Annotated in this window: 14 protein-coding genes; 4 read left to right on the forward strand and 10 right to left on the reverse strand. The window is 67.9% G+C overall.

Annotation, left to right across the window (positions count from 1 at the left end; all coding sequences use genetic code 11):
• Window positions 1-56 precede the first annotated feature (56 nt).
• Complete coding sequence (locus NMB43_RS16330; RefSeq protein WP_494349223.1) at window positions 57-1046, reverse strand: AraC family transcriptional regulator; 990 nt, start codon at window positions 1044-1046, stop codon at window positions 57-59.
• Between the two features lie 79 nt (window positions 1047-1125).
• On the opposite strand from NMB43_RS16330, the gene NMB43_RS16335 reads away from it, so the two are divergent.
• Together NMB43_RS16335 and curA are read left to right on the forward strand one after the other, a co-directional pair.
• On the forward strand, window positions 1126-2388 hold the full coding sequence (locus NMB43_RS16335; RefSeq protein WP_494349224.1) for an MFS transporter: 1263 nt from the start codon (window positions 1126-1128) through the stop codon (window positions 2386-2388).
• Window positions 2375-3421, forward strand: coding sequence for an NADPH-dependent curcumin/dihydrocurcumin reductase (curA, locus tag NMB43_RS16340; protein ID WP_494349225.1), 1047 nt, complete (start codon window positions 2375-2377; stop codon window positions 3419-3421). The genes NMB43_RS16335 and curA overlap by 14 nt, the downstream gene beginning before the upstream one ends.
• 498 nt (window positions 3422-3919) lie before the next feature.
• On the opposite strand, the gene NMB43_RS16345 is transcribed toward curA, so the two are convergent.
• The 5 genes from NMB43_RS16345 to NMB43_RS16365 form a co-directional block, all read right to left on the reverse strand.
• On the reverse strand, window positions 3920-4960 hold the full coding sequence (locus tag NMB43_RS16345) for an IS110 family RNA-guided transposase (RefSeq protein ID WP_494348248.1): 1041 nt from the start codon (window positions 4958-4960) through the stop codon (window positions 3920-3922).
• Between the two features lie 151 nt (window positions 4961-5111).
• Window positions 5112-5489, reverse strand: coding sequence for a hemerythrin domain-containing protein (locus tag NMB43_RS16350; RefSeq protein ID WP_494349226.1), 378 nt, complete (start codon window positions 5487-5489; stop codon window positions 5112-5114).
• 7 nt (window positions 5490-5496) lie between these two features.
• On the reverse strand, window positions 5497-6297 hold the full coding sequence (locus NMB43_RS16355; protein WP_494349227.1) for a ferredoxin--NADP reductase: 801 nt from the start codon (window positions 6295-6297) through the stop codon (window positions 5497-5499).
• Window positions 6281-7381, reverse strand: a complete 1101-nt coding sequence (locus NMB43_RS16360) for a DUF8744 domain-containing protein (RefSeq protein ID WP_494349228.1) — start codon at window positions 7379-7381, stop codon at window positions 6281-6283. Before NMB43_RS16360 ends, NMB43_RS16355 begins: the two co-directional genes overlap by 17 nt.
• Window positions 7382-7388: 7 nt before the next feature.
• Window positions 7389-7709, reverse strand: a complete 321-nt coding sequence (locus NMB43_RS16365; protein ID WP_494349229.1) for a metal-sulfur cluster assembly factor — start codon at window positions 7707-7709, stop codon at window positions 7389-7391.
• 74 nt (window positions 7710-7783) lie between these two features.
• Between NMB43_RS16365 and NMB43_RS16370 the strand changes: the two genes are divergently transcribed.
• Window positions 7784-8221: an RrF2 family transcriptional regulator gene (locus NMB43_RS16370; RefSeq protein ID WP_494349230.1), complete on the forward strand. Its 438-nt coding sequence runs from the start codon at window positions 7784-7786 to the stop codon at window positions 8219-8221.
• A gap of 164 nt (window positions 8222-8385) precedes the next feature.
• Here the strand turns inward: NMB43_RS16370 and NMB43_RS16375 are convergent, their stop codons facing one another.
• The 4 genes from NMB43_RS16375 to NMB43_RS16390 are packed head-to-tail and all read right to left on the reverse strand — an operon-like array spanning window position 8386 to window position 14203.
• A complete protein-coding gene (locus NMB43_RS16375; protein ID WP_494349231.1) occupies window positions 8386-9423 on the reverse strand; it encodes an HlyD family secretion protein in 1038 nt (345 codons plus the stop codon).
• On the reverse strand, window positions 9420-11507 hold the full coding sequence (locus tag NMB43_RS16380; RefSeq protein ID WP_494349232.1) for a TolC family protein: 2088 nt from the start codon (window positions 11505-11507) through the stop codon (window positions 9420-9422). The genes NMB43_RS16375 and NMB43_RS16380 overlap by 4 nt, the downstream gene beginning before the upstream one ends.
• Before the next feature lies 1 nt (window position 11508).
• Window positions 11509-12795: a glycosyltransferase family 2 protein gene (locus NMB43_RS16385; protein WP_494349233.1), complete on the reverse strand. Its 1287-nt coding sequence runs from the start codon at window positions 12793-12795 to the stop codon at window positions 11509-11511.
• Window positions 12796-12799: 4 nt separating this feature from the next.
• Window positions 12800-14203, reverse strand: a complete 1404-nt coding sequence (locus NMB43_RS16390) for a TackOD1 domain-containing metal-binding protein (RefSeq protein ID WP_494349234.1) — start codon at window positions 14201-14203, stop codon at window positions 12800-12802.
• Between the two features lie 230 nt (window positions 14204-14433).
• On the opposite strand from NMB43_RS16390, the gene NMB43_RS16395 reads away from it, so the two are divergent.
• A complete protein-coding gene (locus NMB43_RS16395; protein WP_494349235.1) occupies window positions 14434-15228 on the forward strand; it encodes a transporter substrate-binding domain-containing protein in 795 nt (264 codons plus the stop codon).
• The last annotated feature ends 12 nt before the right edge of the window (window positions 15229-15240 follow it).

The following is a 15240-nucleotide window of genomic DNA, read 5'->3' on the forward strand; positions in this document are numbered from 1 at the left end:
CTGCGCCCGGAAGTCGCATCAGGCGTCAGCGGCTTTGCCGCGCATGTCGAAGAGCCCTAGGCAAAATCGCCGGCGGCGGATCGCGCTTCGCTCGGCGGGTGGCCGATGATGCGTTTGAAGGCGCGGCTGAAGGAGGCTTCGGAGTCGTAGCCCAGTCGATTGGCGGCCACCGCGATGCGCATGCCCTCGCGCGCAATCCAATGCCGCGCCTGGAACATCTTGACGCGTGCGACATAGCGGGCCGGTGACTCGCCGACCGCGTCTGTGAATTTTTCGGCGAAGCTGGAGCGCGAGGCGCCCATGACTTCTGCCAGCTCCACCACCGACCAGTTGCGCTCGGGCTGTGCGTGGATCGCGGCCAACACCCGGCCGATCTGCGGACAGCGCACCGCCGCCACCCAGCCGCTGGAATCGCTGCAGCCACACTCCACCCAGGCGCGGATGATGCTGGCAGCCAGCACATCGGCGAGGCGCGCCATGATGCCGCAGGCGCCGATGCGATCCAGCGCCACTTCGCGCTCCATCGCTTCGAGCAGGGCCGGTACCGTTGGGTCGCGCTGCGCCAGATCGCCCGCACGCATCACGTCCGGCATCATCGCCAGCAGGGGATGCAGGGGGTCGAGGTTGAAGCGCATGGAGCCGCAGAACATCAGGTCGGGCGCCGCGGCGTGCTCCTCTGCGGCCTCCGTCTGCTCACCACCGCGCATCACATAGATGTTCTCCGACACCAGCGTGCGCGCCAGCGAATCGACCTCCACAGCGGGTACCTCAGGCTCGCTCGCCAGCACGTGGAAGCTGCCACGCGGTACGAGTACCGCGTCCCCCGGCGCCAGGTGCAGCCAGTCTGCTGACTGCGTGCGCAGCCAGCAGGCGCCGTGCGCAACGAAATGAAAACGCGCCGCGCGCTGTGTCGGGAAGGCAATGGCCCAGGGCCGACGCAACAGGCAGCGACCATATTCGACCCCGTCCAGGCGCAAACCCAGCAGGACCTGGGTCAGGGTGTCACGGGATTCGATGGGCAGAACTCCGGAGTTTTGATCAAGCATTGCGGATTTTTCGACATGGAAACGCCGACATCTTAGCCCTAAGCTGCGCACTCCAGAACAACAAACCCACTGCCCCGACATGAACGAAGCTTCCTGCCTGCAATGCCCACCTGCCTCACCCCTCGCTGAGGAAGCCACCCCGGATACCCAACACGCCAACTGGGCCGGCGTCGTCTCATTGACTTTGGGCGTATTCGGACTGGTCACGGCCGAGTTCCTGCCCGCCAGCCTGCTCACCGCCATGTCGGCCGACCTCGGCGTTTCCGACGGCGCAGCGGGTCAGGCAGTCACCGCCACAGCTGTGGTCGGCGCCATTGCCGCGCCCAGCATCCCGCTGCTGACACGCAAGTTCGACCGCAAGCGCGTCGTGCTGGCACTGAGCACCCTGTTGGTCGCCTCGAATGCGCTCGCCGCGACAGCCAGCAGCCTGACTATCCTGCTCGTGGCACGCGTGCTGCTGGGTGTCGCGCTGGGTGGCTTCTGGTCGATGGCGGCGGCGCTGGCTCTGCGCCTCGTGCCCGCTTCGCGGTTCGCCCGGGCGATGTCCATCATCCTCACCGGGGTGTCGATTGCCACCGTGTCTGCGGCGCCCATCGGCGCCTGGATGGGCGATCTGTGGGGCTGGCGCAGTGCCTTCGTTGCGGCCGGGGCGGTCAGCCTCATCACGCTGGCTGCGCAGTGGCTGAGCATCCCGGCGCTGCCGCCGAAAGACAATCCCAACCTGCGCGTGCTCGTCGAATTGCTCGGCCGCGGCGATGTGCGCATCGCACTGCTGGCGGTGCTGCTGGTGGTGTCCGGCCACTTCGCGGGCTTCACCTACATCCGCCCCCTGATGGAGCAGATCACGCAGCTGCCGGTCAGCGCCATCTCGGCGATCCTGCTCGGCTACGGCATTGGCGGATTCTTCGGCAACTTTGTTGGTGGTTTCATCGCCGAGCGCAGTGAGCGTCATGCCATCGTCTTCGGTAGTGTGCTGATTGCCGCGATTGCCGTCACCCTGTGCCTGGCGGGCAGTTCGGCCACCGTCACGGCCATCGCGGTGACGCTGTGGGGCTTCGCTTTCGGAGCCTTCCCGGTCGGCTTCCAGACCTGGATCGTGCGCGCCGCACCCGACCATGCCGAGGGTGCCGGTGGATTGCTGGTCGCGGCCTTCCAGGTTGCCATCGCCAGCGGGGCGATTTTTGGCGGGCTCCTCGTCGACTGGATAGGGCCGCTCGGTGCGCCCCTCTTCTGCGCCGTCACGCTGAGCCTGGGCACGCTGCTGGTGCTGCTTCGCGGGCCACGCGCACGCCAGGACGAAACAAATTCAAGCGAACGGGAGACGACCCATGGCGCCCTCTGAGTCCATCAATCGGCGCATCGTGCTTGCGGCGCGCCCGCGGGGTCTGCCGACCGCGCAGGATTTCCGCCTCGAAGAATGCGCCGTGCCGGAGCCTGCTGAAGGGCAGGTGCTGCTGCGCACGCTGTACCTGTCGCTCGATCCCTACATGCGCAACCTGATGGAGGAAGTCGGCCCGCTCTATGCGCCATCGGTGCGACTGGGCGAGCCCATGGTCGGCGGCACGGTCAGCCGCATCATCGCCTCGCGGCATCCGCGCTGGCAGGTCGGCGAGCAGGTGCTGGCCAACGCAGGCTGGCAGGACTACGCGCTGTCGGATGGGCAGGACCTGATGCCACTGGACGATGCGGCGGCCCTGCGCGCCCGGCCCTCGCTGGCGCTGGGCGGCCTGGGCATGCCGGCCTTTACCGCCTGGGTCGGCCTGCTCGACATCGGCCAGCCCAAGGCGGGCGAAACCGTGGTTGTGGCCGCTGCGACGGGCGCAGTCGGCGCCGTGGTCGGGCAGATCGCCAGGCTCAGAGGCGCGCGCGTGGTGGGCATTGCCGGCGGTGCCGACAAGTGCCGCTACGCCGTCACGGAACTGGGCTTCGATGCCTGCCTGGATCGGCACGATCCGCAACTGGCCGAGCAGCTCGCGGCCGCCTGCCCGCGCGGAATCGATGTCTATTTCGAGAATGTCGGCGGCGCAGTGTTCGACGCCGTGCTGCCCTTGCTCAACATCGGCGCGCGCATACCGTTGTGCGGATTCATCGCGCATTACAACGATCAGCACGAAAGCAAGGCCCGCGACCGCCTCCCACAGCTGACGGCGGCTCTGCTGCAGAAGCGCATCCGCATGCAGGGCTTCATCATCCTCGATCACTACGCTGATCGCTTCGATGACTTCCGCCGCGACATGGGTGCGTGGCTTGCCAGCGGTCAGGTGAAACTGCGCGAGGATATTGTCGAGGGGCTGGAGAACGCTCCCGCTGCCTTCATCGGTCTGCTCGAAGGGCGCAACTTCGGCAAGACGGTGGTGCGCATTGCCGCTGCGTGAGGCCATGAAGCGGCATTCGTCGCACGAGAAGACAGCAGGGACGCGATCAGTCTGCTTGCATCAATTGAAGAACGACACACCGCCCGGCCGCCCCGGCAACGCGTAAGGTGGGTAACAGTAGTGAAAGTAGGGTGGGTTCGCGAAGCAACCCACCGCGAGCCTTGCCCGAGCATTGGCGGTGGGTTGTCGCTGCGCTCCGAACCCATACATGGACGCCCCCCGTTTGCACGACCAATCTTTTCGATGATGACGACTCACGGAGTCGATTGCAGCCATACATTCGGTCTTTGACGCAGCCCTTGCATGACTGCTGACGCATGATGATATTCGCGGGTCACAGCTCAATCACCCTATCGTGCTCAGGGCACATGGGCTCGGACGAGTTGTCATGACCCCGGTCTGACCTGTGGGTGCCATCATTTCAAGATTGCCCAGGCAATCGAGTGAGCTGCCTCCGTGTTGCGTTGATCGGTACTACGTTGTGCTCGACCGGGCCGACTACGCGCAAGCGCAGTTGGCTTGCGCGTAGTCGGCCCGGAACATTTCTCCTGTTCTGAGCATCGCCCAGATTCGTCGTGCGTTCTTGGCCGCAAGCGCGACTGCAGCAATGTTGTGCCCACGTCGCTTGGCAAGCTTCACGACCCAATCTTCTGCATGCGCCTCGCTCTGCATCAGATGCCGCAGCACCGCACGAGCGCCGTGAATCAGCAGCTTGCGCACATAGCCATTGCCCCGCTTGGTGATCCCCAATAACACTTGCTTGCCACCACTGCTGTGCTCACGCGGCGTCAGCCCCAGGCAGCTCGCGAACTTACGCCCATTCTCAAAACTGTCGCACCGGCCAAAGCTGGCCACCACGGCTGTTGCACTCAACAGCCCGACGCCAGGAATGCTCTCGATCAAGCGACTCGCGGCATTGCCTTTGTGCTGCTGACGGATTCGCAGCTCCAGCGCACGGATGCGCTCTTCGAGCTCATTCAATGCATGCATCAATTGCGCAATCAGCTCTTTGAGTGTCACCAGCTCTACACCTGCGCGAGCTTGCCACTGGGACACATCCTGCTTGAGTCGCTTAAAACCCAAGGGGATGACCTCGCCAAACTCGCTGAGCAAACCACGAACCTGATTGCCCAGTGCCACGCGTTGCTTCATCCACAAATCGCGCACGCGATGGAGCGCCTGCATCTGCTGGCCTTCCACGCCGCGAACGGCCACCGCGGGCACCGATTGCCGCGTTGTCGCCTCTGCTATCGCCGCAGCATCACGTGCATCGGTCTTGTTGCCCTGAACGAAGGGCTTCACATGTTGGGGCGCCATGAGTTTGATCTGGTGACCCAGGCTTGAGAGCGTTCTGGCCCAATGATGCGCACCGCCGCACGCCTCCATGCCAACAAGCACCGGTGGGAGTTGAGCAAAGTACGCAACGACTTCCCCGCGCCTCAGCTTCTTACTGCACACCTTGCGACCATGGCTGTTGATGCCGTGAGCCTGAAACACGCTCTTTGCCACATCCAGCCCAACTACCTTAAGCTCTTCCATGACGTCCCCTTCTGCTCAGTGGTTTCTCGACAACTCCACTTTGGCACTTCGATGCCGTCGCAGGTAGGGGGCGTCCATGTCATTACCCTACAAATTTCCTTTCGGCCGGCGCCTCATGCCATTTGCTTGGCTGCCCTCGGCCCGGCCCACCCTAAGCCTCCACAGCCAGCGCCTCGAACGCCGGAAAGAACTCGCGTTCTTCGAAGCGCACGTGCTGTTGCAGCAGGCGGGCAAAAGCCGGCAAGCGGTGCCAGGCGCCGGCTTCGATGCGTTGCAGGTAGTCGCGCAGGCTGCGGTGTTCCTCGTCCAGGCGCTGCACCAACGCGGGATGGTGCTGGGCCATGGCGGGCAGCAGACGGTCTTCTTCCACGCGGAAATGGGCCAGGAGCTCGGGCATGTCCTGCATCACCTGCGTGCGCAGCGCCTGCAAGGCCGCGGCCTCCCCGGCCTGGGCCAGGATGCGGCGGGCCAGGGACAGCGCGCCGTGGTGCTCACGCGACAAGGGGATCAGGTCCCCGCTGCGTTTCATCGCTGGCTCACCAATAGTTCTCGAACAGCATGCTGCCGGCCAGGCCACGGCGGCAGGGTTGGAAGCCGCGCGCGGTCAGCAGCTTGCGCATGTCGGCGGTGAAGTCGGGATTGCCGCAGACCATCACGCGGCTGTGCGCGGCGTCCAGCGCCAGCCCGGCCTCGGCCTGCAGGCTGCCCGCGTCCAGCAGCACGGGGATGCGCCCCTGCAAGGGCGTGGCGCCCGCCTCGCGCGTCACCACCGGCAGGTAGTGCAGGCGCCCCTCGGACGCGGCGGCCAGGCCGCGCAACTCATCGGCATAGGCCAGTTCGGCCGCGTGGCGCACGCCATGCACCAGCACCTGGCGCGGAAAGCGCTGCAAGGCCCCCGGGGTGCGCAGCAGCGACACATAGGGGCCCAGCCCGGCGCCGGTGGCGAGCATCCACAGGTCTTCGCCGGGGCTCAGTTGTCCGGCCAGGAAGAAGCCCAGTACGGCGGACTCCAGCGCAATCGGCGCCCCCTGCCCCAGCGTGGCAAGCTGGCTGGTGAAGGCGCCGCCCGGAATCAGCGTGATCAGGAATTCGAGCCCATCGTCGTCGGCCGCCGACACCACGGAGTACGGACGCCAGATGGTGGCACCCGCCGCACTCGCTCCCGTGTTCGCTGCGTCCGGCACCGGCAGCCCGAGGCGCGCGTAATGACCCGGCTGGAAGTGGAAGCCTGCGGGTCGCGTGATGCGCAGCGACCACAGACTGGGCGACCAGCAGTGCAGGTGTTCGATGCGTTCGACGGTGAAGCGCCGTTGCGTCGGCTCAGATTGCATGACCATGCCCACCCTCCCCGCCCAGCCGGCCGCGCCGACCGGCATACAGGCTCTCCAGCAACATCAGTACGAACACCAGGATCACCAGCGCATTGGCCAGCGCGCCCCACTGGCGCCACGCGAAGTCGCCGGGCCACAGGCTCGCCACGCGCAGCAGCAGGCCGCCGTGCAGCAGCGCGAGCGGCAGGTAGAAGCCGGCATGCCAGCGCATGCGTAGGCGCGTGAGCGCCGGCACAATGACCGGTGCATGGCCGAACACCATCGCGAAGACAAAGCCCAGCAACAGCGCATGCAGCGCCGCGTCACGCAGCACGCTGCCACCCGCCAGCCCGCCGACCAGACCCAGCACGGCGGCCAGCCCCAGCCACAGGTAGCCGGACAGCAGGCACACGGCCATGTAGCGGGTGAGCCCCTGGCTGCGCACGGTGCGGCGCGCGATGTCGTAGCGCAACAGCCAGCCGGTCAGCAACAGCAAGGCCAGGGCGTAAGCATGCAGCGCCCGCTCCCACCACAGCGCCGCACACGCGGCCAGCAGGAGCAAGGCGACAATGCCGGCGAACAGGCGGCGCGCATGCGCCGGCGTGGGAACGAAGCGCGACAGCTCCAGGCGCTCGCCGGCGATGGTGAGGATCAGGAAGGCCGCCCACAGCGGCACCACGGCAAGCAGGCTCGCGCCGCCGAGCCAGGCCAGATTGCCCAGCAGCCAGGCCAGCGCGCCGGCCGCGAGCGTCAGGTGATGCGCCGCCGGCTGACGCCACCACACGTCGAGGCAGGCCAGGCACATCGTGAGCGCGGCCAGACTCAAGCCCAGCGCGCCCAGCGAAGAGGCCGGCCAGAAGATCAGGGCCAGCGCGCCCAACCCGGAGCACAGCGGTGCCAGATAGGGCCAGCCACGCCCCAGCGCGACCGCGCGCTCCAGGCCGATCAGGCTGCCGAAGAAGCCACCCACCATCAGCGCGCCATGCACGCCGATCAAGCCGAGGAAATGCACGGGCACCGCCCAGCCCAGCCGCCCCAGGCCGGACAACACGCCCGCCAGCAAGGCCATCACCGCAGGCAGCACGAGCAGGATGCGCAGGCGCGGACTCATCTCCGGCTCAGCCTTCCCAACCCAGGTTGGCGCGCGCCTTGTCGCTCATGCAGGCGGGCGTCCAGGGCGGCTCCCACACTACCTGCAACTCGACGCTGCAATCCTCGGGCACGCGTGCGAGCAAAGTTTCTTCCACCTCGCAGGCGATGCTCTCGCCCATCGGGCAGGCCGGCGAGGTCATCGTCATATCGACCTGGATGCTCTGCCCGACCTGCTCCAGGCGGTAGATCAGGCCGAGGTCGACGATGTTGACGCCCACCTCGGGGTCATACACCCGGCGCAGGGCGTCGAGCAGCGCGGGGAAAACTTCACTGGTATGCAGACTCATTTTTAAGCTACATTTAAAATGTATCTTTAATGTAGTGCGGCTTCCTTTCAAAAGCAACAGCAGAAATACATCTTATGAAACTGACCGGCTTCACCGACTACACCCTGCGCGTACTGATGTACCTGGCGCTGAACCCGGATCGCCTGTCCACCATCCAGGGCATCGCCGAGGCCTACGGTATCTCCGAGAGTCACCTGATGAAGGTGGTGCATCACCTGGCCAAGAGCGGCGTGGTGGAATCGCTGCGCGGCAAGGGCGGTGGCATCCGCCTGGCGCTGCCGGCGGATGAGATCAGGATCGGTCGCGTGGTACGCGAAGCCGAGGGCGAGGGCCCCATCGTGGAGTGCTTCAGCGACCACGACACCTGCCGCATCACGCCCAACTGCAAGCTGGCCGGTGTGCTGAGCGAAGCCTTCGCGGCGCTCTACACCACGCTGGACCAGTACACCCTGGCCGACCTGGTGGCCCGGCCACAGCCCTTGATGCGCATGTTGCAGGTGGTGCGGGCCTAAGCGGCCTTCCCATCATCGTCATTCCCGCGAAAGCGGGAATCCAGTGACTTGTCGAACGCTGGTGGATTCCCGCTTTCGCGGGAATGACGGGGTCTACGAAGCCACCCCCATCCTCCGTACTGCGCCATCACAACTGGAACCCGGGGGATTCGCCGAGGCTTGCGCTAACCCGCGAAGCGGAAGCTGCGGATCGTCACCGGCAGGCGATGGATCAGGGCCTCCGGCGGCAGGGCCGCGGGCTCGATCAGCACCTGCAGGCGCGGGTTGCGCGGGTCGAGCGAGCCGGCCAGCTCTTCCGGCAGGCGGCGCGTGGAGGGCGCCGGCCCCAGCAGGCGGCCGCTCACGGTCACGCGATTGGGCAGCACGATGCGCACCGTCTCGCCGCTGTGGGTCAGGCGCAGGTCGCGCCCCTGCATGAACACCACGACCTGCGGCTTGCCATGGCGCAGCACCATCATCGGCTCGGCTTCCGCGACGCGCTGACCATTGCGCACCACGAGGTTGTCGACCGTGCCGTCGACCGGCGCACGCAGGTCCAGCCCGCGCAGGCGTGCTTCCAGCGTGGCCAGGCGGGCGCGCTGCTCGGCGCTGGGGCCGGTCGCCAGCGGTAGCACCGCCGCGTTGCGCAGATTGCGCGCCTGCACCGCCTGGATGCTCGCATTCACCGCCAGCTCCTCGCCCTCCACCGCGAGGACTTCACCGCGCGTGGCCGCGCCGCGCGCCGCCAGCTCACGCAGGGTCGCGCTGCGCTCGCGCAAGGCGACCTGACGTTGGCGCAACGCGACCAGCTCCTGACGGTCCGCCGCCAGCATCTGCTCCGGCTGGGTGGGGGCCGGCGGTGGCGCCACGCCCAGGGCGGCGCGCAAAGCCTGGTACTCCGCCCGCAAGGCTTCGTCTTCCAACTGCAGCAAGGCCGCGCCCTGCGCGACCTGGCTGCCATTGCCCACCTTGAGGCCGGCCACCACGCCGGCCTGCGGCGCATGGATCGCCACCTCCTCGAAGACCACGAAGCCGCGCGCCTCCACCCACAGCCATTCGTTGATGAAGTGCCAGGCGACCCAGATCGCCGGGCTGAGGGCGAGCAGCGTGATGAGAATCCAGCGCAGACGTGGTGGCACGCGCTTGGACTCCTGCGGCGGCAGACTGATGCCGGACTCGCGGCGGGGATCGGCGGCTTCGGGCACGCGGAAGCGGATCTTCATGGGGGAGCGCTCAGGTAGGTTTCCAGGCTCTGCACGGCGGTGCCGCGCAGCAGGCCCTGGGCGGTCAGGGACTGTAGCCCCTGCAGGTGGCGCAGCAGCGCAACACGGCCGGCGCGGAAGTGGCTTTCGTCCGGGCCCAGCTCGGGCTCGATGCTCTGCGCCAACCACAGCGGCTTGCCCGGCAGGGCGGCGGCAATGCGCTGGATGCGCGCGCGCGCGGAATTGGCCGAGCTTGTGTACAGCATCACCGCCACCTCGTCGGCTGCACGCGCGGGCTCGCAGGCGGCGCAGCGCCCCGCCGCGTCGGGCAGCAGGGCCCGCCAGTGAATGCTCAGGGTGATGCGCAGCGGGGTCAGCGCGCGCAGCTCGGCGACCCGCGCGGCGAGATTGCGCCATGCCAGCGCCATGCCTTTGGCATTGCGCTCGGCGGGCGCCAACTGGTCCGGTTCCAGGTCCAGGTGAAGCCCGTCGAAAGGCAGATCGGCAAGGCTGCGCACGATCTCGCCGAGGCTCGCCCCGCGCCCCTCGCGCAGCCAGTCCGGGTCGCCCAGCAGCAAGCCCACGCGCCGCCCCAGGCGTTGCTGCGCGCGGATATCTTCCGCCAGTTGCGCACGCGCGGCAGGCTCGGCCAGGGTACGCAATGCTTGTGCATTGAATGACAGCCAGATGTCGCTGGCGCCCAGTTCGTCGAGCGCCGCGCGCGCGGCCGCCGACGCGAGGCTGGGCTGACCACCCCAGGCGTACACCGCGAGCCGGGCGGCAGGCGCGGCGGAGCCGCCCGCCGCCGGGGCTGCGCAGGCATCCACCGGCGGTGCCTGCAGCGCGGCCCAGTGCAGCCAGGCGAGATCGGGCATGGCGCAGCCGGGCACTTCGTCAGTTATCACGACGCCCAGCGCCCAGGCGCGGGTCTGTGCGACAAGCAGGCCGTTGAGCGCGGCATAGTGGTTGTTGCGCGCACGGACCCAGCGCTCGATCGGGTCACCCGCCACGCCAGCAGCCAGGCGGGCGCGCTCGGCGGCCTCACGCAAGGCGGCGGCGCTGGCCAGCGCCGTGCTGCGGGCAAAGCGCAGCTCGGCCAACGCGCCCTCCTGCGTCTGCGCCAGGGCCGCATGCCATTGGCGCAAGGCCTCGTCCTGGGCTTGCAGCAGCAGGCGCGCACGCTGCACCCGCGCGCTCGTCTCACGCTGGCTGCCGCGCGCCACGCCACTGGCATCCAGCGGCAGCTCGAAACTGATGCCGGCATTGAAGCCGCTGGCGCGCCCGAGGTCGGAATCCTTGCGCGCGTTGGCCCCCACATAGGCATTGGCGCGCAGGCTGCTGCTGCCGGCGGCGCTCAGTTCCTGCTGCAGCTCGGCCAGGGCTTGCAGGGCGTCTTCAACATCCTGCCGCGCCGGCGTGGTGAGCGGACCGCCCGGCCCCTGCGCGACCTGGCCGGTGAAGTCCGCACGCCAGCGGCGCAGCGCCTGCGCCACGCGCGCCTGCTCGGCCTGGGCGGCAACCAGTTGTCGCTCGGCCTGGGCCAGGCCCAGCTCCAGGTCGCGCCGTTCGCCATCCAGCAAGAGGCGGGCGGCGACGCGTTGCGCCAGCACCTCGCGGATGCGCGCCGCATCCTGCAGGAAGCGGGCGGCCAGCGCCTGCTGCGCCTCGGCCCGGGCATGCGCGTAGTAGTCGTTACGCAAGTCCTGCAGCAGGCGCTGGCGCAGGGCCTCGCGCTGCACCCGGGCGAGCAGCGCGTCGATGGAGGCGTAGCCCACTTTCAGGCGCTCTTCGGCGGCTGCCGCCAGCAGCGGGTAGCGCACGCCCAGGCTGCCGATCAGGCTGGTGTAGTCGCGCGTGCCCCCACCGAACTGCGGCTCGTAGGCGCTGGCGCCGCCGAGGTTGCCGTACAGGCGGGCGCCGCTGGCCGCGCGTTCGCGCGCGAGCTGGGCCTCGGCCAGCTCGCCCTCGCTCAGCACGAGCGCGTAGTCGGGATGGGTGTCCAGACCTTCGGCGAACTCGCCCAGGCTCATCGGCGCGGCCTGTGCGCAGCCCTGGCCCAGCAGCAGGCCAGCACACAGCACAAACTTGAAGCATGCCTTTGCCATATCAGTAGCGCGTCTTCTTGAGCACCCACCAGGGTGCCATGGAGGAATCCAGATGCTGCCGCGTCACCAGCTCGGCCAGCGTGGCGAAGGCGTTCCACACCCGCGAGGCGAAGGTGAACAGCGGGAACAGCGGCACGTAGGCGAGATAAGGCCAGTCGGCGCGGCGCCGCTCGGAGAGCATCAGCAGGTAGCTCAGGAACAGCGCGCCGGTGAGCAGGGTGTAGAACACGTAGGTCAGGCCCAGCACTGCGAGCAGCATCGGCCAGGGCAGCGCCCACACCAGCCACAGCGTGGCGCCGATGATGATGAAGGGCATCACGAGCTGGAAGTAGACGCCGGTCCACATCAGCATGATGAAGTTGCGCCAGCCCAGCAGGCCGGGGCGCAGGCTGGACCAGTGCTTGCGGATGTAGAGGTAGAACAGGTCGCCGTCCCAGCGCAAGCGTTGCTTAAAGAAGACCTTCCAGCTCGTGGGCGCGTCGGTGTGCCCCATGGCCAGCGGCTGGTGCACGATGCGGTAGCGCTCGCGCGTGCCGAAGCGCTTCTTGATGCGCAGGGTCAGGTCCAGGTCCTCGGCGGTGCCGGCGTCCCAACCGCTGAGGCTATCGAGCAGGCGCGCGCGAAACGCACCGAAGGCACCGGAGATGTTGTTGACGGTGTTGAACTCAGTGAGCCCGGTGCGCGCAAACTGGATGGTCATCATGTACTCCAGCGCCTGCAGGCGCGCGACCAGGCTGTCGGCGGCATTGCGCACGCGCAGCGCGCCCGATACCGCAGCGACTTTCGGATCGGCAAAGGGGCGCGTGATGTGCCACACCATGTCGTTGTCGAAGGAGGTGTCGCCGTCCAGCGCCAGCACCACTTCGCCCGAGGCGAAGTGACGCCCGGCGTTAAGGCTGGAGACACGGCCGCCGCGCGTGCGCTTGGGCAGGACCTTGAGCACCCGGTTGGGGTAGCGCCGCATCTGCGGCAGCCATGCCAGGGCCGCTTCGTAGGTCGCGCGGTTCTGCACCGCGCCGTCGACCATGATCAGTATCTCGATGACACCCGGGTAGGTCTGCTCCAGCAGGGAGTGGATGGTCTTGCCGACATCGCGCCCCTCCGAGTAGCAGGTGACGACGCAGCTCACGCGCGGCCGCCAGGCCTCGGCCTCGCGCGACAGCGACGCCGGCCACAGGCAGCGCCGCAGCACGCCGAGCCAGCACAGCAGGTAGATCGGCAGCTCGAACAGCAGCACCAGGGGAAAGACGGTCAGCAGGATGTCGCCAAGGCTGCGCGCGTCAATCATCTGCTCAGGACTCGCTTTCTGTTTCCAGCCGCGAGGCCATCAGGCCCATGAGCTGGTTGGCTTCCAGCGGCCACTCTTCGGGACCGGGCAGGCTCGCCACCGCGGTGGAGAGCTGCAGCATGCTGGTCTCATCGGCCTGGCGCGAGGCGCGGCCCAGCGCGCGGATGCGCGACACCAGCAGGCGCGCGCCAGGCTCGTCGGTGTGCGGCGTGATCAGCCAGATGTGATCGTCATCGCCACGCGTGGTGAGGTCGGTATTGCGCAGGGTGGCGCGCAGGCGCTCGGCGAAACCATCCACCAGGGTCGCGGTGGTCGAGCGGCCGAGCGCGCCGACCAGGGCTTCGAGATTGCGCACGCGCAGGCCGATCACGCTAAAGAAATGGCTCTCCGGGTAGCGCTGCGCCAGCGCGATCTGCCAGTCGAGCAGGCGCTCGAACAGCGCCGGTGCGATGAAGTTGACCGTGTCCAGCCCCGACAGCACGGGCGACAGGTTGCCCTGGCGCGCCAGCAGCAGGCCGGCCCCACCCAGGCGATAGACTGGGATGGGGCGCACCGGCAGGCGTTCGGGCGAGCTGGTGGCGCCACAGGCCATGCACTGGCTGCGCACGTCGGCATCGACGAAAAGGTTCTTGCACTGGCGGCACTGCAACTGCTCCAGCGGGCGGTCGTAGTCGACGCCGATATGGCGCAACACGGTCGAGCACTTGGGGCACTCCAGGCGGTGCTGGCGCTGGAAGCTCTCCTGCTGGTCGACGTGACCGCAGGTGAAGCAATGCAGCAGGCGGGTACTGGCGATGTCGATGCTGGCGCAGGCCGGGCATACGTCGACGTGGTTGAGGTGCGCGCTGGAACACTGGTCGCACAGGCGCAGGCGGTCCAGCACCATGTCGGTGTCGAGGATGCGGCGCCGGCTCCAGCGCTCCAGCCACACGAAGGGGTCCTCGCCCTCGGCCAGCAAGGCTTCGACCAGCGGATAGCGGTAGTAGCCCGGCGCGGTCCAGTCCTTCAGCGGGTGCAGGCGCTGGCTGGGCCGGCAGGCCAGGTACTGCGCCACCGCCTCGCCGGGGGCCGCCGCCACATGGCTCAGGCGCGCCGCCTGGGCCAGGATCTCCTGCGCCAGCGCATCACGCGCGGCCACCTCCAGGCCCACGCCATCGAACAGCGCGGCGGCGCCCAGTGGTTCGGGCCCGGTCGGGCGCGCATGCAGGAACAGGGGGCGATGCGCCAGCGCGGCCTGGCTGCGCAGCACACGCGCCCAATCGTGCGCACGGGCCCAGTCCTGCGTGTCCAGCAACACGGCCGCCCCAGCGGCCTGTGCCAGCAAGGCGGCCAAGTCCTCGACCCGCGACGCGCCGCCAGGCAGGTCGCCCCCCGTTCGATCGCCCAGGCAAACCCACGGCAGACTCAATGCAGTTCCTTTCCCGTTACCCCGGCACCCCCGGGACAGCGCGGCATGATGCATGCGCCCCAGCCATCTGACCTTGATACAAGGCTAGCCCATCGCGCGGAGGCGGGAGCTTGCCGTTTTCCCCGGTGAATGTCCCAGCCAGACTGTGAACAATGATCACGCTGACGCTAACTTGCCAAACGGCCCCTTCCAGGAGTGAAATGCCGGGGCCCCCGCAGGATTCCATCCGCATGGACAGGAGAGACCAGACGATGACGGCCCGTCTGCATACGATCGCTGCCTGCCTGTGGCTGCTTGCCGGCCCTGCCACCGCAGCGGACGCCGGGCTACGCACCCTGGCGATGGACAGTTACCCCAAGTATTTCCATGAAGCGCGCAACCCGCAGGCCCCCATGCGCGGTCTATGCGTGGACATCTACCAGTTGCTGCAGCAGAAGACGGGCATCCACATCGGCGGTTATGAGGACTTCGCGTCCGGCAAGCGGGTGGAGACTGAGCTGGAGGCCGGGCGCATCGACCTTTTCTGTGGCTGGGTGCGCTCGCCCGAGCGCATGGCGAAGTTCCACCTGATCGACATTCCGCTGCTCGTACTGCGACCGGTACTGGTGCTGCGCGCCGACGACACGATTGCCATCCAGCGGCATGACGAGCTGCATCGGCTCGCCGACGAAGGCATCTTCCTGACCATCCCGGGAACCGAGCTGGAACGCACGCTGCGTACGCTGCCCGAGGCGCGCATCGACACCAGCGCAAGAAGCATCGAGGCCAACCTGCAGAAGCTGCTGCGCGGTGACGGGCGCTTTTTCTTCTACCACGACTTCGGAGCGATCCCGACCATCCAGCGCCTGGGCCTGCAGCGGCAGCTCAAGGTGCTGGTACTGAAGGAAGACCTGCCGCGTCCGCAGTACCTGTTCGCCTCCCGCCGCACCCCGCGGACGGAAGTCCTGCGCCTCGAACAGGCCCTGCAGGAGGCGCACCGCAGCGGCGAACTGGCACGCCTGCGGCAGCGTTACCTGAGCCCCTGAGGCCCTGGCCCC

This window comes from Uliginosibacterium sangjuense (genome assembly GCF_059132465.1).